The sequence below is a fragment of the Falsiroseomonas ponticola genome, assembly GCF_016805305.1.
Taxonomy (GTDB): Bacteria; Pseudomonadota; Alphaproteobacteria; order Acetobacterales; family Acetobacteraceae; genus Falsiroseomonas; species Falsiroseomonas ponticola.
In genome coordinates this window covers 139010-157228 of the sequence record NZ_JAERQN010000009.1, presented here as the reverse complement: position 1 = coordinate 157228, position 18219 = coordinate 139010, and the positions used below count along the sequence as shown (strand labels likewise).

The following is an 18219-nucleotide window of genomic DNA, read 5'->3' as shown; positions in this document are numbered from 1 at the left end:
TCCCGCCCCGGGATCAGCGCTTCCAGCGCCCCGGGAAGGGAATCGGCTTGGTCGCCGCCCCCTTCGGCGCCGGCGGCACCACCGGTGCCCGGAACACGTTCTTCTTCGCCGGCATGGGCGCCTTCACGGGCGGCGGCGCGGGCTTGGGCGGCGGCGCGGCGGATTTCGGCACCCTGCCCTGCGCCACCTCCGCCAGGGCGGACAGCAATTCGCGGGCGGAGCGGATGCGCGCCTCGTAGGGCATCTCCTGGGCCAGGGCGATCTTCTGGTCCGGCCGCAGCTTCACCGCGCCATGCTGGCCCGCCACCCAGTCGATCAACCCCGGCGGATTGGCGAAGCGGTTGCCGCGGAAGCCCAGCACGATGCCCTTGGGCCCGACATCCAGCTTCTCCACCCCCACCTGGCGGCAGAGCGCCTTCAGCCAGACCACCTGCAGCAGCGTCTCCGCCTCCGCCGGCAGCGGCCCGAAGCGGTCCGTGAGTTCCGCCGCCATGGCCTCGATCTCCGCCTCCGTCTGGAGGGCGCCGATCCGCCGGTAGAGGCCGAGGCGCACCGGCAGGTCCCGCACATAGGCGTCGGGCAGCATCACGGGCAGGCCGAGGTTGATCTGCGGCGTCCAGTCGCGCTTGTCGGCATCGTCCGGCGCCTTGCCGGCGCCCGACTTCAGGTTCTGCACCGCCTCCTCCAGCATCTGCTGGTAGAGCTCGATGCCCACTTCCCGGATCTGCCCCGACTGCTCCTCGCCCAGCAGATTGCCGGCGCCGCGGATGTCGAGGTCGTGGGACGCCAGGGTGAAGCCGGCGCCGAGGTTGTCGAGCGTCTGCATCACCTCCAGCCGCTTCTCGGCGGCCGCCGAGAGGCGGTGCGTCTGCGGCCAGGTCAGGTAGGCATAGCCGCGCTGCTTGCCCCGGCCGACGCGGCCGCGCAGCTGGTAGAGCTGCGCCAGGCCGAACATGTCCGCGCGGTGGATGATCAGCGTGTTCACCGCCGGCATGTCGAGCCCGCTTTCCACGATGTTGGTGGACAGCAGGATGTCGTATTTCTGGTCGCCGAACTCGGTCATGACGCGTTCGAGCTCGGTCGGCGCCAGCCGCCCATGCGCCTCCGCGATGCGCGCGTCGGGGATGATCTCGGCCAGGCGCGTGCGCAGCTTCGGCAGGTCCTCCAGCCGCGGGCAGACGCAGAAGACCTGGCCGCCGCGGAAGCGTTCCCGCAGGATCGCCTCCCGCAGCACCACGCCATCCCAGGGCATGATGAAGGTGCGCACCGCCAGGCGATCGACCGGCGGCGTCGCGATCACGCTCATCTCCCGCACGCCGGTCAGCGCGAGCTGCAGCGTGCGCGGGATCGGCGTCGCGGTCAGGGTCAGGACGTGGACATCGGCCTTGAACTGCTTCAGGCGTTCCTTGTGGGCGACGCCGAAATGCTGCTCCTCATCGACGATGACCATGCCGAGGTCGGCGAATTCGATCCCCTTCGCCAGCAGCGCATGGGTGCCGACGACGATGTTGATCGTGCCGTCCTTCACCCCTTCGCGCACCAGCGTCGCCTCCTTCGGCGTCACCATGCGCGACAGCTGCGCGACCTTGACCGGCAGCCCCTCGAACCGGCTGGAGAAGACGCGGAAATGCTGGCGGGACAGCAGCGTGGTCGGCACCACCACCGCCACCTGCGCGCCGGACATGGCCACCGCGAAGGCGGCGCGCAGCGCGACCTCCGTCTTGCCGAAGCCGACATCGCCGCAGATCAGCCGGTCCATCGGCCGGCCGGCCGCCAGATCCTCCAGCACATCGGCGATGGCGCGCTGCTGGTCCTCCGTCTCCGCGAAGGGGAAGCGGGCGCAGAACTCGTCCCAGGCGCCCTCGGGCGGGATGGCGGAGACGGCTTCCCGCGTCTGCCGTTCGGCGGCGATGCGGATCAGCGCGCCGGCCATGTCGGCGATGCGGTTCTTGGCCTTGGCCTTGCGCGCCTGCCAGGTGGAGCCGCCGAGCTTGTCGAGCGCGACACCCGCGGCATCCGACCCGAAGCGCGACAGCACCTCGATATTCTCGACCGGCAGGAAGAGCTTGTCGCCGCCGTCATAGATCAGCCGCAGGCATTCATGCGGCGCGGCGCCGACCTCGATCGTCTCCAGCCCGTCATAGCGGCCGATGCCGTGGTCCTGGTGCACCACCAGGTCGCCTTCCGCGATCTCCGTCGCATCCGCGATGAACTGGTCCGCGCGCCGGCGCTTGCGCGGCGGGCGGGCGATGCGCTCGCCCAGCAGATCCTGCTCGCCGACCAGCGCGATGCCGGGCTGGCCGCCCTCCGCCGGCGCCACGAAGCCGCGCTCCACGCCCAGCACCGCGAGGCCGACGACGCCCTTCGGCAGCGTCTGCACGCCGGCGAAATCCTCGACCGGCTCGCAGGGAACGTTGTTCTCCCGCAGCAGGTTGGACAGGCGTTCGCGCGAACCCCGCGTCCAGGCCGCCAGCACCGCGCGCTGGCCGCGCTTCTCCAGCGCCACCGCATGCTCGCCATAGGCGGTGAAGACGTTGCGGCCCTCGGCGCGCACATCGCTGAACAGCCGCCCCGGCCGCCCGCCGGCATCGATGCCGGGCGCGTGCTCCGACTGCTCGAAGGGCACGAAGCGGAAGACGCGGCTGTCCTCCAGCATGTGGATCCAGGCGTCGTGGTCCAGGTAGAGGCGGTCCGGCGGCGCGGGGCGGTAGGGCACCTCCCCTTCCCGCACCGGCATGCGCCGCGCCTCGTAATGGTCCACCACCATCTCCAGCCGCGCCGCCAGCGCATCCTCGGCCTGGTTGTCGAGGGAGACGGAGGTCCCCTCCCCCAGATGGTCGAGCAGCGTCTCCATCTGCTCATGGAACAGCCCGGCCCAATGCTCCATGCCGGGGTGCCGCCGCCCGGCGGAGACGCTGACATAGAGCGGGTCTTCCGCCGCCGCCGCGCCGAACAGCTCCCGATACGCCGTGCGGAAGCGGCTGATGGAGGGCGCGTCGAGGAACATCTCCCCCACCGGCCGCAGCGTCAGCCCCTCGATCCGCTCCCCGCTGCGCTGGGTGCCGGTGTCGAAGCGGCGGATATCCTCGATCTCGTCGCCGAAGAGGTCGAGGCGCACGGGATCGGACTCGCCCGCCGGGAACAGGTCCACGATGCCGCCGCGGATGGCGTATTCGCCATGCTCCATTACGGTGCCGGTGCGGTGGTAGCCATTGGCTTCCAGGAATTCCGCCAGCTTCCGCGGATCCGCCCGCCCGCGCCGCTTCAGGCTGAGCGTGGCGCCGCTGAAGGCCGCGCGGGGCGGCACCTTCTGCACCAGCGCATTCACCGTCGTCAGCAGGATGCGCGGCGCGGAACCGGGCTCGGCGAGCCGCGTCAGCGTCGCGATGCGCTCGGAGACGATCTCGGGATTCGGGGAGACACGGTCATAGGGCAGGCAGTCCCAGGCGGGAAAGCGCAGCACCTCCGTATGCGGGGTGAAGAAGGCCAGCGCCTCCGCCATCCGGGCCATGCGGGCATCGTCGCGGCAGACATGCAGGATGGGCCCGCGCGATTCCGCCCGGCGGCGCGCCAGCAGCAGGGCGTCATACCCCTCCGGCGCGCCATGGACCGTGATGAAGCTCATGCTGGGTCCAGCCCGAGTCCGGCCCGTATCTCCGGCGTCGCGCCCGCGGCGCGCCCCGCGCATTCCTCGGCCATGCGGGCCAGCATGGGGCTCGCGACCTCCGCCGGGATGGGCCGGCGGCCGGAGAGCCAGTCGGCCAGGTCCACGTCCAGCAGTTCCAGCACCTGTTCCAGGTCGTCCAGCTCCGCCTCCGTGAAGGTGGCGATGTGGCGGGCGACGAAGGCGCCGACCATCAGGTCCGTCTCCTTCGTCCCGCGATGCCAGGCGCGGAACTGCAGGCGCCGGCGCCGGGGGGAAAGCTCTTCGGGGGGGAGGTCGGGGTCTGACATCGTCATCATGCTCGGTGCTGGCATATAGAGGCGCATGGGAATCCTGTCAGCCCGAAGCGCCGTGATCTCGTGACAACGCCCGATCCCCCACCGGCGCTCCCCGCCCATCCGTCGCTTCTGGCCCCCCTTCTGGCCCCCCTGCGGGAGCTGCCGGGGGTGGGGGAGACGCTGGCCCGCCTGCTGGCGGAGGCCACCGGCGGCGACCGCGTGCTGGACCTGCTGCTGCACCTGCCGGAACGCGTCGTCATCCGCCGTCGCGTGCCCTCCCCCGCCGAGGCGCCGCCCGACCAGGACTGCATCCTGGAGGCGGAGGTCATCGCGCTGCGCGCCGCGCGATCCGGCCGCACGGGGCGGCCCTTCGTGGAGGTGAAGGCGACCGCCGGCGGCAAGCCGCTGACGCTGCGCTTCATGAATGGCCGCCTGCCCTGGATCCAGAAGCTGCTACCGCCGGGCAGCTTCCGCTTCCTCTCCGGCCGGGTGCTGACGGAGGCCGGCGGCGGCTTCGCGCTCATGAATCCCCTGGTGGCGGAGCGGGAGGACCAGCTTCCCCTGATCGAGCCGGTCTGGCCCATGGTGCGGGACCTGACGGCGAAGCGCATCGCCATGGCGATGGGCGCCGCGCTCGGCCGCCTGGCGCCCCTGCCCGAATGGGCGGATGGGGCGCTGCTGAAGCGGGAGGGCTGGCCCGCCTTCGACGCCGCCATCCGCAGCCTGCAGCGCCCGACCGCCCTGCCGACGCTCGAGGCCCGTCGCCGCCTGGCCTATGACGAGCTGCTCGCCGGCCAGGTCGCCATCGCCCTGGTGCGCCGCCGCCAGCGCGGCCGGCCAGGCCGCGCCCTGCCCGGCACGGGCGAATTGCAGGCCAAGGCGCTTGCCGCCTTCGGCCATCCGCCGACGCCCGGCCAGGCCGCGGCGCTGGCCGATATCGCCGCCGACATGGCCGCGCCCCGCCGGATGCTCCGCCTGGTGCAGGGCGATGTCGGCGCGGGCAAGACGCTGGTGGCGGTGCTCGCCATGCTCCAGGCGGTGGAGTCGGGCGCCCAGGCGGCGCTGATGGCGCCGACCGAATTGCTGGCCCGCCAGCACCTGCGGACACTCGCGAAGCTCTGCCTGCCGGCCGGGGTGCATGTCGAGCTGCTGACCGGCAGCGTGAAGGGGGCGGAGCGGAAGCGCGTGCTGCGCGGCTTGGCCGATGGCTCCGTGCAGATCGTCGTCGGCACCCATGCGCTGTTCCAGGATGCCGTGGCCTTCCGGGACCTCGGCCTGTCCGTGGTGGATGAACAGCACCGCTTCGGCGTCGGCCAGCGCCTGATGCTGGCCAACAAGGGCCGCGACGCGGACATGCTGGTGATGACCGCGACCCCCATCCCCCGCACCCTGCTGCTGACGCAATGGGGCGAGATGGCCGTCAGCCGGCTGGAGGGGAAGCCCGCCGGCCGCCAGCCCATCGCGACGCGCATCGCCAGCCAGGACCGCCTGCCGGAGATCGTGGACCGGCTGCGGGAGGCGCTGGCCCGGGGCGAGCGCGCCTATTGGGTGGTCCGCGCCATCACCGGGGGCGAGCGCGACGACAGCGTGGCGGCGGAGGACCGCTTCGTGGAACTCCAGGGCCATTTCCCCGGCCTTGTCGGCATGGCGCATGGCATGCAGGAACTGGCGGTGCGGGAGAAGGCGCTGGCCGATTTCGCCGCCGGCACCACGCGCCTGCTGGTCGCGACCACCGTCATCGAGGTCGGCGTGGACGTCCCCGAGGCCACCATCATGCTGATCGAACAGGCGGAGCGCTTCGGTCTGGCCGCCCTGCACCAGCTGCGCGGCCGCGTCGGGCGGGGCTCCAAGCCCTCCTCCTGCCTGCTCGTCCATTCCGTCGGCCTGGGGGAGGCCGAGAAACGCCGCCTGCTGGTGCTGCGGGATACCGAGGACGGCTTCCGCATCGCGGAGGAGGACCTGCTGACGCGCGGCGGCGGCGATGCGCTGGGCGCCCGGCAATCCGGCCTGCCGGGCGCCCGGCTGCTCGACCCGCGGGAGGACGCCGAGGAATGCGCCCGCCTGACCCACATCGCCCACCGCGACGCGACCGTGCTGCTGGACCGCGACCCCCAGCTGGAAGGGGAGCGCGGCCAGGCGGCGCTGGCGCTGCTGGCGCTGTTCGACCATGACCCGACGCTGGCGCGGCTGGACGCGGGCTGAGCAGCGCCGGTAGCGGTCACGCGGCACGGACCTCCCCCAGGAAACGCTCCACCTGCTGGCGCAGGTTCCGGGCGACGCCATCCACCTCCTGCACCGCGGTGAACACCGTCTCGGCGGCCTGGCCGGTGCCGCGGCTGTCCTGCGCGACCAGGCCAATGGTGGCGGTCACTTCCTGCGTGCTGCTCGCCGCCAGCTGGACGCTGCGGGCAATCTCCTGCGTCGCGGCGCTCTGCTCCTCCACCGCCGCGGCGATGGCGGTGGCGGAGCCATCGATGCCGGTGATGCCATCGGCGATCGCGCGCATGGCCTGCACCGCGCCCTGGGTGGCGGTGCCGATCTCGTTCACCAGGGCGGCGATCCCGTCGGTGGCCTTGGCGGTCTCGGTCGCCAGGTTCTTCACCTCCCCCGCCACCACGGCGAAGCCCTTGCCGGCCTCGCCGGCCCGCGCGGCCTCGATCGTGGCATTGAGGGCGAGGAGGTTCGTCTGCGCGGCGATACGGCGGATCAGTTCCACCACCTCCCCGATCCTGGCGGCGGAGCGGGCCAGGTCCTGCACCGAGGCTTCCGTGCGCGCCGCCTGCGCGGTGACCTGGCGCGCTTCCTGCGCCGAGCCCTGCACGCGGCCGGCGATCTCCCGAATGGAGGCGCCCAGCTCCTCCGTCGCCGCCGCCACGGTGTTCACGCTCGCCATGGCCGTCTCCGCATTGCCGGAGGCGCTGACCGCCTGGTCGCCGCTGCGGCTGGCCTGGTCGCGCATCTGCCCCGCGGCGCCCTGCAGCCGCTGCCCCGCGCCACCGAGTTCGGCGAGCGAGCCCGCCACGGCGGCCTCGAAGCCCCGGCACAGCGCCGCCACGGCCTCGGCCCGCGCCAGTTGGGCCTGCTGGTGGATCGCGGCCTCGGCCCGCAGCGCTTCGGCCTTCGCGGCGTCGTCACGCAGGGATTCCAGGGCCTCCGCCATGCTGCGCAGCTCATCCGCGTGGCGGGGCATGGGCACCGGCGTCCGCAGGTCCCCGGCCGCCAGGCGCCCCACCGCCTGGTTGAGCCCCCGCACCGGCCGGGCGAGGCGGCGCAGCAGCACCAGGATGACCGCCAGGCTGAGCGCCACGGCCATCGCCATGATGGCGGCGGCGACGGCCAGCTCGGCCAGGGCCGCGCCCTCCTCCGCCTCCGCATGGGAATCCGCCGCGGCCAGCGCTGCGGTGCCCACGGCCAGGATCGGCGCGAAGGGCGCGTTGCACAGGCTGGTCCACTCCGCCGCCGGCATCGCCGGCTGGCCGCTGCCGTTCAGCCGGCCGACGGCATCTCGAATGCCGGCATCGCTGCGGCGCACCTGCTCCATCGCCGTGGCGAAGGACTGGCGCAGCACCGGATTGGCGCCTTCGCGCCCCAGCAGGCCGGCCATGAAGTCCAGGCGCGTGGCCGCGGTCTGCGCACCCCGCGCCCATTCCACCTGGGTGTTCACGTCGAGCGGGCGGGACGTGGCGATGAAGGGGCGCAGCAGCGAGCATTGCTGGCCATAGGCGGACCGCGCATCCCAGGCCGCCTGGCGCAGCGACACGAGTTCGGAGAAGACGGGGCTGGTCATGCGCATGCGGTTGCCGACGACCTCGCCGAGGTCGGAGACGGCTTCGCCCACATTGCGCAGCGCCATGGTCAGCGGCATCAGCACCTGGACGTCGCGCTGGTCCCGCGGGCGCGCATAGAGCGCCTCCAGCGTCGGCTTGTGCGGCGTGACCTGCGCCAGGGCGGATTTCAGCGTCGCGAGGGCGGCCGCCAGGCCGGGATCGGCCAGTCGCTCCACCGCCGCCACGGTGCGGCGGGTGGTGGCGTCCACCTGGCCGAACAGGGCGTCCAGGCGGGGCTTCGGGTTGTCCTCCGTCAGCACCGCGGTCTGGATGGCCGCGACCTGGCCGCGCTGGTCCTGGGCCAGGGCGAACAGCAGGCCATCCAGGGCCGCGATCGCCTGCGCATCCCGCGCGGTGCCCAGGCCGGAGAGACTGTGCCTCAACTGCGCCCCGGCCATGGCCAAAAGGCCAAGAAGCGGCAGGGCGAACATCAGGGCCAGCAGGCTGACGACGGAACGGCGGAAGACGGCCATGCGCGGGAACACCTCTCGGCTGCGGACAAGGCCGACATTGGACGACTTTTCCGAACATCCGGATAACAGCGGCAAGGCAGCCGGGGTGGCCGCCCTGCCCCCCGGCCCCCCGGGGGGCTTGCATCGCGCCCCCCGCCTCCTTAATCGCTGCGCCGGGGAATCCTGGGGGCTGAGCCTTGACCGCGCTGATCGAGATCGAGCGCCTGACCAAGCGCTTCGGCGCCTTCTCGGCCGTGGACGATGTGAGTTTCAGCGTCGCCAAGGGGGAAGTCGTCGGCTTCCTCGGGCCGAATGGCGCCGGCAAATCCACCACCATGCGCATGCTGGCGGGCTTCATGACGCCGACATCCGGCACCGCGCGCATCTGCGGCGACGATGTCGTGGACCGGCCCGTGGCGGCCAAGCGCCACCTCGGCTTCCTGCCGGAAGGCGCGCCGACCTACCCGGAGATGACCGTCACCGGCTTCCTCCAGTTCTGCGGCCGGGCGCGGGGCTTCCATGGGTCCGAGCTGGGTGATCGCGTGGCCAAGGCCATGGCGCTGACGCAGCTGGAAGGCGTGCGGCTGCAGCCGGTGGAGACGCTGTCGAAGGGCTTCAAGCGCCGCGTCGGTCTGGCGGCCGCGCTGCTGCACGACCCCGCCGTGCTGGTGCTGGACGAGCCGACGGATGGCCTCGACCCCAACCAGAAGCACGATGTCCGCAACCTGATCCTGGCCATGGCGCCGGAGAAGGCGATCGTCATCTCCACGCATATCCTGGAGGAGGTGGGCGCCGTCTGCTCCCGCGCCGTGGTCATCGCCCGCGGCCGCGTGGTGGCGGATGAGACGCCGGCGCAGCTGGCCGCGCGCGGTCCCAGCATGGATGCGGTGTTCCGAACGCTGACCTTGGGCGAGCAGGAGGCCGCGTGATGGGTGGCGCGATCACGGTCTTCCGGCGCGAGCTCGCCGGCTATTTCGCGACGCCCGTCGCCTATGTGTTCATCGTCATCTTCCTGGTGATGGCGGGGGCGCTGACCTTCACGGTCGGCAATTTCTTCGCCCGCGGCCAGGCGGACCTGACGCCCTTCTTCACCTTCGTGCCCTGGCTGTTCCTGTTCCTGGTGCCCGCGCTGACGATGCGGCTCTGGGCGGAGGAACGGCGCCTCGGCACCATCGAATTGCTGCTGACGCTGCCGATCGCGCAGTGGCAGGCGGTGCTGGGCAAGTTTCTCGCGGCCTGGGCCTTCTGCGGCATCGCGCTGGCGCTGACCTTCCCGCTCGTCATCACCGTCAATGTGCTGGGCAACCCCGACAATGGCGTGATCCTGACGGGCTATCTCGGCTGCATGATGGTGGCGGGGGCCTTCCTCGCGGTCGGCGCCGCGATTTCCGCCATGACCAAGAACCAGGTCATCGCCTTCGTCCTGGCCGTCGCCGCCTGCTTCTTCCTGACGGCGGCGGGCAGCCCGGTGGTGACGGAGTTCCTGTCGAAGCGCATCCCGCTTCTCGCGGACCTCGCCCGCGCCATCAGCATCACGGACCGGCTGAACGGCTTCACCCGTGGCGTCATCGCCGCGCGGGACTTCGTCTTCTTCGCCTCCTTCATGGCCTTCTTCCTCTTCGCGAACACCATCGCGATCGACCAGCGGAAGGCGGACTGAGCCCATGAGCGATACCCTTCCCGCCGCGAAGAAGCAGGGCAAGCGCGGCGTCTCCGCCCTCGTCGCCCTCGGCCTCGGCGCCGTCCTCGCCGTCGGCGTCAACATGCTGTCGGACCGGCTGCTGGCCCGCGCGCGCATCGACCTGACGGAAAACCGCCTCTACACGCTCTCCGACGGCACGCGGCAGGTTCTGCAGGGGCTGCAGGACCCCGTGACCTTCCGCGTCTATTATTCCCGCCGCCTCGGCGCCGCGATCCCGGTCTATGGCGCCTATGCGGAACGCGTTCGCGCCATGCTGGACGAATACGTCGCCGTCAGCGGCGGCAAGCTGCGCCTCGAGGTCTTCGACCCCGAGCCCTTCAGCGAGATCGAGGACCGCGCCGTCGCCCTCGGCCTTCAGGGCGTGCCCGTGGACCAGTCGGGCGAGCAGGTCTATTTCGGCCTCTCCGGCGTCAACCTGCTCGATGACGAGCGGACCATTCCCTTCTTCCAGCCGGACCGCGAGCGCTTTCTCGAGTACGACCTGACGCGGATGGTGTGGGAGCTGTCCAATCCCCGCCGGCCGGTGCTGGGCGTCATCTCCTCCCTGCCGCTGAACGGCGATCCGCGCGCGATGATGATGCGCCAGCCCGGCGTCGGGCAGCCCTTCGTCGCGATGAACCAGCTGCGGCAGTTCTACACGGTGCGGGACGTCGCCGCCGATGCGCAGGTGATCGAGCCCGATGTGCAGGTGCTGATGGTGGCGCATGCGCAGAACCTCAGCGAACAGACGCTCTACGCCATCGACCAGTTCGTGATGCGCGGCGGCCGCCTGATCGCGCTGACGGACCCGCATAGCGAAAGCCAGGCCTCCCGCCCCTCCCCGGGCCAGCGGCCGCCGAGCGACACCTCCTCCTCCCTGTCGCGCCTGCTGAATGCCTGGGGCGTGGAGGCGCCGTCGGACAAGGTGGTGCTCGATCTCCGCGGCGCCTGGCGCGTCCGCGCCGATCCGCGCGACCGCGTGCAGGCGGTGGACTACCTCGCCTGGTACAACGTCCCCGCCGCCGGGCTGAACCGCAGCGAGATCGCCACGGCGGAGCTTCAGCAGGTGACCGTCGCCTCCGCCGGCGAGGTCCGCCGGCGCGAGGGTGCGACCATCGAATTCACGCCGCTGGTGCAGACGAGCGAACGCACCATGCTGGTGGACAGCACGGCGGTGCGGCAGGATCCCTCCCCCGCGCGGCTGCTGGCGGATTTCCGCCCCGACAACCAGGTGCGGACCATCGTCGCGCGGGTGCGCGGGCCGCTCACCTCCGCCTTCCCGGCACCGCCGGCGCCGGCCGAGGGCGCGGAACGCCCGGCCGACTTCCCCGCCCACCGCGCCCGCAGCGAAGGCCCCGCCAACCTGATCGTCGGCAACGACGCCGATATCCTGGAGGACCGCTTCTGGGTCCGCGTGCAGGATTTCTTCGGCCAGCAGGTGACCACGCCCTTCAGCGACAACGGCAACTTCATCATCAACCTCGCGGACTCCATGGCGGGTGGCGAGGCGCTGGTCTCGCTCCGCTCCCGCGGTGAGTCGCTCCGCCCCTTCGAGCTGGTGGAGGACATCCGCCGCAGCGCGGAGGCCCAGTTCCGCCAGACCGAGCGCGGCCTGACGGAGCGGCTGGAGGCGACGGAGCGGCGCCTGCGCGAACTCCGCCAGGGCCCCGGTCAGGGTCAGGCGCCGGCGAATGCCGTCATCACCCCCGAGCAACGCGCCGAGATCGACGCGGCGCGGGAGGAGATCCGGCGCACGCGCGGCGAGCTCCGCCAGGTGCAGCTTGAACTCCGCCGCGACATCGAGGGGCTGGAGACGACGCTCCGCATCCTCAACATCGCGACGGTGCCGCTGCTGCTCACCATCTTCGCCATCGGCCTCGGCCTGGTGCGGGCGCGGCGGCGGGCGGAGGCGCGGGCATGAACCGGCGCAACCTGCTGCTGCTGGGCGGCGCGGCCGTCGCGGCCGTGGGCGGCGCCCTGCTGCTGACGCCGCAGACGCCGACGGCGCCCCCGCCCTCGGAAACCGCCCTCGCCTTCCCCGGCCTGGCGCAGCGCCTGGCCAATGCCGCGACCATCGAGGTGCGGCGGAACGACGCCACGCTGGTGGTGCGCCGCGGCGCCGGCGGCGCCTGGGTGCTGCCCGCCAAGGCCGACCACCCCGTGCGGCCGGAGAAGGTGCGGGAGCTGCTGGTGGGCCTCACGGAGCTGCGGCTCGCCGAGCCGCGCACCGCGAATCCCGAGATGCTGGAACGCCTCGGCCTGAACGACCCGAGCCAGCCCGGCTCCACCGCCAGCCACCTGCGGGTGCTGGATTCGCAGGGGGGCGTGATCGCGGAGCTGGTCATCGGCCGCCGCCGCGTCCGCGTGCAGGGCAACGTGCCCGAGAGCGTCTATGTCCGCCGCGCGAACGAGAACCAGGCCTGGCTCGGCGAGGGCCGCCTGCCGCTGGATGGCGACCCCAACCTCTGGATCGACCGCGACCTCGCCAACATCGCCCGCGAACGCGTGCTGTCCCTGGCCGTGACGCGCGTCGGCGAGGAGCCGCTGGTGGTGCGGAAGGAGCGTGACGCGGATGGCAAGCTCGCCGTCGTGACGCCCGCCGAGGCCGGCGAGATGGACGAGATCAGCCTGGACGAGATCAGCCGGGCCTTCGAATTCCTCACCTTCCTCGATGTCCGCCGCGCGGCGGAAATTCCCGGCGAACGCCTCGGCACCGGGGCCTTCGAGCTGACCGACAACCTCCGCATCACCGCCACGGTCAACAAGGATGGCGAGGCCATCTGGGTGATGCTGGCCGCCGAGGGCGATGCCGAGGCCGCGCGCCTCGAGAATCGCTGGCGCGGCTGGGCCTACCAGGTGGGCCAGTGGAAGGAGAAGGCGCTGGTCCCCCGGCTGGAGGATCTGCGCAAGCAGCCCCCCGCCGGCGAAGCCCCCGCGCCGCAGTGAGCGACCCCGCCGCCGTCCCGGTGAACCGGCGCGAATACCCGGACCGCCCCTGGGTGGGCATCGGGGTGGTGGCGCTGCGGGACGACACGGTGCTGCTGATCCGCCGCGGCCGCCCGCCGCGGCAGGGGGAATGGTCCCTGCCCGGCGGCGGCCAGCGCCTGGGCGAGCCGGCGGAGGATTGCGCCCGGCGCGAGCTGCGGGAGGAGACGGGCATCGAGGTCGGGCCGCTGTCCCTGCTGGCGGTGGTCGATGCCATCACCCCGGGCGAGCCCGGCCGCGGCCCCCGCTTCCACTACACGATCATCGATTTCCAGGCGCGCTGGACCGCCGGCGAGGCGCGGCCGGGCGGCGACGTCACCGAGGTCGCCTGGGTGAGGCTGGACGCGCTGGACCCCTATGGGCTGTGGCCGGAAGCGCGGCGCGTCATCGCGCTCGCCGCCGCGCGGGACCCGGCGGTACAGCGGATTGAGGACCTTAGGCGCATTTAGCCGTTTATGCCGATTTAGCGCCTTTAGACGCGTTTTCGCGGGGTCCGGGGGACGCGGGATGGGGGACCGGCGCGGGCGCAATCATGGCCTTGGTGACGGGAACATAGACCGAACAGGCCCCGCCTTCCAGTCATTTCGCGCCGGGGGAATCGGTTCCCGCCAACCCCCTCCCTGTCGGCAATGTGTGTATACGATGTTCCGCATCTGTCCCAGGATGGCGGGGAATGCAGAGCGCCCTCGGCCTAGACCCCGCCCTTCTTCCCCGTCCTGGCCTGCCGCACCGCCCCCGGCTTCCGCAGGGCTTCCGCCTGCTCTGGCTGGCCGCCATCCTGGTGCCGGCGCTCGGCGTCCTCGGCGCCGGGATCATGGCCTGGGTGGATGTGCGGCGGGAAGCCGGCGCCAGGCTCGACCGCACGGTGGAGATGCTGCGCCAGCACGCGCTGCGCAGCTTCGGCGCGCAGGACGCCATCCTCACCGCCGCCTCCCGCGCCACGGATGGCATGGGGTGGGAGGAGATGCGCCGGAACCCGGCGCTGCACGGGCTGCTGGCGGAGTTGGTGCAGTCCCTCTGGCCGCTGGTGCGCGGCATCCTGGTGGCGGACCAGGCGGGGCGGATCGTCGTCGCCTCCTGGGAATTCCCGGCCCAGCCGATCGACATCGCCGACCGCGACTTCGTCGCCACGCTCCGCGCCGGGCTGCGGGACGGGCAGCGGGAGGCGGTGGGGGAGGTGATCGCGGCGCGGCCGATGGGATGGACCATCTTCCCCGTCGCGCGCCCTGCCCTGCCCCGGCCAGGCAGCGACGAGACGGGCCTCATCGCCACCTCCTTCAGCCCGGATCCGCTGGCGGCCTTCTATGCCTCGGTCACGGAAACGGCGCGGGACACGGTGCTGATGATGCGCCTCGACGGCGCCGTGCTGGCCCGCCACCCGCCCCTGCCGGACCCGGCCCTGGAACCGGCGCAGCGCCCCGCCCGCCAGGCCCGGCTGGCGGAGGCGCTGGCCCGGCCGGCGGGGCAGACCCCCGCCGCCACGCCGAGCGTGGGCGATGGCCGCCCCCGGCTGTTCGTCGCGCGGCAGGTCGGCGAATGGCCGGTGGCGGTGGCCTATGGGCTGAGCACGGAGGCGCTGCACGCCGCCTGGCGCCAGCGCATGGTGGCCCCGGCTGTGGGCGGCGTGGCGGCGGCGGGGCTGCTGCTGGCGCTGACGGGCCTGGCCATCAGCGGCGCGCGGCAGCAGCAGCTGGCCGCCGAGCGGCGGATGGAGGCGGAGACGCAGCTGGCCCGCGCCGGCCGCGCCGCCGCCATCGGCCTGCTGGCGGCCGGGCTGGCGCATGACGTGAAGAACCTGGTGCAGGCCGTGCGCAGCGGTGCCCGGCTGATGGACCGCCGGGCGGAAGACCCGGCGGAGGTCCGCCGCTGCGCCCTGCTGCTGGGCGATGCCGCCGAGCGCGGCCGCCGTCTGGTGGAGGCGATGCTGGACTTCGCCCGCGGCGCGGGGGTGGAGGCGGAGGGCACGCAGCCGCCGCTCGAGGCCGGCCGCGCGATGCTGGACCTGGCGGAGCTGCTGAACCGGACGCTCGGCAGCGGCTGGCGGGTGAAGGTGGTGGTGCCCCCCGGCCTGCCGCCGGCGCGCGGCGACCGGGCGGGGTTCGAGGCCGCGGTGGTGAACCTGGCCGCCAATGCGCGGGATGCCATGCCGCGCGGCGGCACCGTCACCATCGGCGCCTGGGTGGAGGAGCTGCCGGAAGCGCGGGAGGATGCCGGGCTGAAGGCCGGCCGCTACGTGGTGGCGGCGGTCAGCGATACCGGCGCGGGGATGGATGCGGCGACGCTGGCGCGGGTGGGGGAGCCCTTCTTCACCACCAAGGGGCCGGGGCGCGGCACCGGGCTGGGCCTCGCGACGGTGCGGGGCTTCTGCGCCCGCGCCGGCGGCGCCCTGCTGCTGGACAGCGAGCCGGGGCGCGGCACCACGGCGGCGATGTGGCTGCCGGTTGCCTGAACGGGCCGTCAGGGAATCCTGGCGCGGCGGGAACGGATTGCCTGAGCGGGCGGTCAGGGAATGCCGGGCGGCCGCGCGGCCCCTACCCCGCCGCCTCCCACGCCGCGCGCTTGCGGTAGAGCGTGCTCGGGCTGATGCCGAGATGCGCGGCGGCCTTCGGGATGTTGCCCTCGCAGATCTCGACCGCGCGCTCGATCGCCTCCCGCTCGATCGTGGCCAGGGGGCGGATCTGGCGCAGACGGTCGGCTTCCGGCATCGCGGCGCGGGGCGGCGGGGGCGCGGCATCCCGCGGCGCGGCCGGGCGCGCCGGCGCGTCGCGCAGCGTCTGCGGCAGCATCGCCGCCGTCACCCATTGGCCGTCATGCAGCACCACGGCGGTGCGGACGGCGTTCTCCAGCTCACGGACGTTGCCGGGCCAGCGATGCGCCAGCAGCGCGGCCTTGGCATCCTCCGCCAGGCCGCGGAAGGCGCGGCCTTCCTCCGCCGCGCTGCGGGCCAGCATCGCCTCCGCGATCGTCACGACATCCGCGCCGCGGTCGCGCAAGGGCGGCAGGGAGACGGGGACGACATGCAGGCGGTAGTAGAGATCCTCGCGGAACCGGCCCTCCCGCACCTCCAGCAGCGGGTCGCGGTTGGTGGCGCAGACGAAGCGCGCATCGGTGCGGCGCAGCTGCGTGGAGCCGACGGGCTGGAAGGTGCCGGTCTGGATGAAGCGCAGCAGCTTGCCCTGCAGGCCGAGGTCCATCTCGCAGAGCTCATCCAGGAACAGCGTGCCGCCATCGGCCGCGGCGGCGGCGCCCTGGCGGTCCGCCACCGCGCCGGTGAAGGCGCCGCGGACATGGCCGAAGACCTCGCTCTCGATCAGGTCCTTCGGGATGGCGGCGCAGTTGATGGCGATGAAGGGGCCGTCGCGGCGGGGGGAGAGCTTGTGCACCGCCTCCGCCGCCAGTTCCTTGCCGGTCCCGCTCTCCCCGGTGATGAAGACGGTGGCGCGGGACGCGGCGGCGGTTTCCAGGATGCGATAGACCGCCTGCATGGCGGGGGCGGCGCCGATGAAGCCCTGGAACTGGCTGCGCGGGCGGGCGGCGGCCAGGTCCCGCACCTCCCGCCGCAGGGCCGCGCGTTCCACGGCGTTGGTCAGCGTCACGGCCAGGCGTTCGGCGGCGAAGGGCTTCACCAGGAAATCGGCGGCGCCGGCGCGCATGGCGTCCACCGCCGTCGCCACGCTGCCATGCGCCGTCATCACCACCACGGGCAGGTCGGGGCTGTCCCGCCGCAGCACGCGCAGCACGGTCAGGCCATCGCTGTCCGGCAGCCGCAGGTCGAGCAGCACGCAATCCGGCTTCTCCTGCGCCGCCAGGCGGAAGGCTTCCTCCGCCGTGCGGGCGTGGCGGGAGGCGAAGCCGGAGGCGCGGAGGTATTCGCCATAGACGGCGGCGAGGGAGGCCGTGTCCTCCACCAGCAGCACGCGGGGCTGGGGCTGGCGGGGCATGGGCGGATCGGCCAGGCCGCGCGGCGGGGCAGCATCCCCGGCGCCGCGCGGCGGCTCCGCCTCAGCCATGCCCCTTCTCGGCCTGGCGCCCCACCCAGTAGAGCATCGCCGCGCCGATGACGGCGGGGAAGACCCAGGCGGGCCAGCCCAGCACCGGCAGCACCACGCGGTCCCACAGCCGCGGGGAGATGTTGTGATCCACCGCGGCCTGCAGCATGCGCAGCGATGGCGGGTAGAGCCGCACCATCACGCCATCGAGCGACGCCAGCGGGCCGAAGCCCGAGGCCAGCGCCACCGCGGCGGCGAGCAGGATGAGGCCGATGGATCGCAAGGCTCAGGCCCAGAGACGTTCGTTCTGCAGCCCAGTGTAGAGGGACGCGACGAATTCGCCATACCCGTTGTAGAGCCGCGTCGGCACGCGTTCGTTGCTGCCGATCAGGCGTTCGGTCGCCTGGCTCCAGCGGGGATGCGGCACTTCCGGGTTCACATTGGCCCAGAAGCCGTATTCGCTGGATTGCAGCGTTTCCCAGAAGCTGCGCGGCCGCTGGTCCGTCAGCGTGATGCGGGCGATCGACTTGCCGGATTTGAAGCCGTACTTCCACGGGAAGACCACGCGGAAGGGCCCGCCATTCTGCGCCGGCAGCGGCTTGCCGAAGAGGCCGACGGGCATGAAGGTCAGCTCATTCGCCGCCTCCTCGATCGTGCAGCCCTCGACATGCGGCCAGGGGTACCAGGACTGGCGGAGGCCCGGCATGACGGCGGGGATCGTCGCCGTCTCGAACCGCACGTATTTCGCGCCGGCCAGCGGGGTGACGAGGCTGAGGAGGGAGGAGAGCGGGAAGCCGGACCAGGGCACGGTCATGCCCCAGGCCTCCACGCAGCGCAGGCGATAGACGCGCTCCTCGATGCCGATGCGGCGGATGATGTCGTCCACGTCGAACTCGCCGGGCTTCTCCACCAGGCCATCGACCTTGATGGTCCAGGGCCGCGTCGGCATGGCGCGGGCGACGGACCAGATGCCCTTGTCGGTGCCGAATTCGTAGAAGTTGTTGAAGGTGACGGCATCCCGTTCGGGGGAGATGGCGCGGCCGGCGGCGTAGCGGGTGTTGCGCATGGCGGGCGGCAGGTCCGGCACCTCCGCCGGGTTGCGCGCCCAGGGGTCGGCGGGTTCCGACCGGCGCCAGAACTGCGCCTGCGCGGCGCCGGGCAGCAGCATGGCGCCGGCGCCCGCGGCCGCGCCTGCCGCCACGCCGCCCACGGCGATGATCGACCGCCGGTTGGCGACGAGGTGTTCCGGGGTCGCCTGGCTTTCGGGAATCTCCCAGCCGCGCCTGCGCTTGATCAGCATGGTCGCCTCCGCCTTGTTGGGCCGTCTCGGGGTAGAGGATCGG

Annotated in this window: 13 protein-coding genes; 7 read left to right on the top strand and 6 right to left on the bottom strand. The window is 72.7% G+C overall.

Translation table 11 applies throughout. From position 1 onward, the window contains the following. Positions 1–13: 13 nt before the first annotated feature. Positions 14–3625, bottom strand: coding sequence for a transcription-repair coupling factor (gene mfd / locus JJI54_RS23225; protein WP_203075654.1), 3612 nt, complete (start codon positions 3623–3625; stop codon positions 14–16). After that, positions 3622–3954 (bottom strand): succinate dehydrogenase assembly factor 2, encoded by a 333-nt coding sequence (locus JJI54_RS23220; RefSeq protein WP_318987563.1) that lies wholly within the window; start codon positions 3952–3954, stop codon positions 3622–3624. Before JJI54_RS23220 ends, mfd begins: the two co-directional genes overlap by 4 nt. Before the next feature lie 69 nt (positions 3955–4023). Here JJI54_RS23220 and recG point away from each other — a divergent pair, with 69 nt between their 5' ends. Next, positions 4024–6144: an ATP-dependent DNA helicase RecG gene (gene recG, locus JJI54_RS23215; protein WP_318987562.1), complete on the top strand. Its 2121-nt coding sequence runs from the start codon at positions 4024–4026 to the stop codon at positions 6142–6144. Positions 6145–6160: 16 nt separating this feature from the next. Here the strand turns inward: recG and JJI54_RS23210 are convergent, their stop codons facing one another. Then, a complete protein-coding gene (locus JJI54_RS23210) occupies positions 6161–8242 on the bottom strand; it encodes a methyl-accepting chemotaxis protein (RefSeq protein WP_203075652.1) in 2082 nt (693 codons plus the stop codon). Between the two features lie 176 nt (positions 8243–8418). Between JJI54_RS23210 and JJI54_RS23205 the strand changes: the two genes are divergently transcribed. The 6 genes from JJI54_RS23205 (at position 8419) to JJI54_RS32840 (ending at position 15336) form a co-directional block, all read left to right on the top strand. After that, positions 8419–9150: an ABC transporter ATP-binding protein gene (locus JJI54_RS23205; protein WP_203075649.1), complete on the top strand. Its 732-nt coding sequence runs from the start codon at positions 8419–8421 to the stop codon at positions 9148–9150. Next, positions 9150–9881, top strand: coding sequence for an ABC transporter permease subunit (locus JJI54_RS23200; protein ID WP_164692387.1), 732 nt, complete (start codon positions 9150–9152; stop codon positions 9879–9881). The genes JJI54_RS23205 and JJI54_RS23200 overlap by 1 nt, the downstream gene beginning before the upstream one ends. A 4-nt stretch (positions 9882–9885) precedes the next feature. Beyond that, entirely contained in the window at positions 9886–11823 is a 1938-nt protein-coding gene (locus JJI54_RS23195) for a GldG family protein (RefSeq protein WP_203075646.1), read from the top strand. Beyond that, complete coding sequence (locus JJI54_RS23190) at positions 11820–12848, top strand: DUF4340 domain-containing protein (protein ID WP_203075643.1); 1029 nt, start codon at positions 11820–11822, stop codon at positions 12846–12848. Before JJI54_RS23195 ends, JJI54_RS23190 begins: the two co-directional genes overlap by 4 nt. Next, the gene (locus JJI54_RS23185; protein ID WP_318987561.1) at positions 12845–13336 is read left to right on the top strand and encodes an NUDIX hydrolase; all 492 of its coding nucleotides are present in this window, start codon (positions 12845–12847) and stop codon (positions 13334–13336) included. Before JJI54_RS23190 ends, JJI54_RS23185 begins: the two co-directional genes overlap by 4 nt. Positions 13337–13560: 224 nt before the next feature. Continuing rightward, a complete protein-coding gene (locus JJI54_RS32840; RefSeq protein ID WP_203075640.1) occupies positions 13561–15336 on the top strand; it encodes a hybrid sensor histidine kinase/response regulator in 1776 nt (591 codons plus the stop codon). 82 nt (positions 15337–15418) lie between these two features. Here the strand turns inward: JJI54_RS32840 and JJI54_RS23175 are convergent, their stop codons facing one another. The 3 genes from JJI54_RS23175 to msrP are packed head-to-tail and all read right to left on the bottom strand — an operon-like array spanning position 15419 to position 18176. Next, positions 15419–16897 (bottom strand): sigma-54-dependent transcriptional regulator, encoded by a 1479-nt coding sequence (locus JJI54_RS23175; RefSeq protein ID WP_318987560.1) that lies wholly within the window; start codon positions 16895–16897, stop codon positions 15419–15421. Continuing rightward, positions 16890–17159 (bottom strand): hypothetical protein, encoded by a 270-nt coding sequence (locus JJI54_RS23170; RefSeq protein WP_203075636.1) that lies wholly within the window; start codon positions 17157–17159, stop codon positions 16890–16892. Before JJI54_RS23170 ends, JJI54_RS23175 begins: the two co-directional genes overlap by 8 nt. Before the next feature lie 3 nt (positions 17160–17162). After that, positions 17163–18176: a protein-methionine-sulfoxide reductase catalytic subunit MsrP gene (msrP, locus tag JJI54_RS23165; RefSeq protein WP_203075633.1), complete on the bottom strand. Its 1014-nt coding sequence runs from the start codon at positions 18174–18176 to the stop codon at positions 17163–17165. Positions 18177–18219 lie beyond the last annotated feature (43 nt).

Coding starts and splice junctions, on each gene's coding strand:
- mfd (WP_203075654.1), bottom strand. CDS start 3,625: ATGAGCTTCATCACGGTCCATGGCGCGCCGGAGGGGTATGACGCCCTG.
- JJI54_RS23220 (WP_318987563.1), bottom strand. CDS start 3,954: ATGTCAGACCCCGACCTCCCCCCCGAAGAGCTTTCCCCCCGGCGCCGG.
- JJI54_RS23210 (WP_203075652.1), bottom strand. CDS start 8,242: ATGGCCGTCTTCCGCCGTTCCGTCGTCAGCCTGCTGGCCCTGATGTTC.
- JJI54_RS23200 (WP_164692387.1), top strand. CDS start 9,150: ATGGGTGGCGCGATCACGGTCTTCCGGCGCGAGCTCGCCGGCTATTTC.
- JJI54_RS23195 (WP_203075646.1), top strand. CDS start 9,886: ATGAGCGATACCCTTCCCGCCGCGAAGAAGCAGGGCAAGCGCGGCGTC.
- JJI54_RS23190 (WP_203075643.1), top strand. CDS start 11,820: ATGAACCGGCGCAACCTGCTGCTGCTGGGCGGCGCGGCCGTCGCGGCC.
- JJI54_RS32840 (WP_203075640.1), top strand. CDS start 13,561: ATGCAGAGCGCCCTCGGCCTAGACCCCGCCCTTCTTCCCCGTCCTGGC.
- JJI54_RS23175 (WP_318987560.1), bottom strand. CDS start 16,897: ATGGCTGAGGCGGAGCCGCCGCGCGGCGCCGGGGATGCTGCCCCGCCG.
- msrP (WP_203075633.1), bottom strand. CDS start 18,176: ATGCTGATCAAGCGCAGGCGCGGCTGGGAGATTCCCGAAAGCCAGGCG.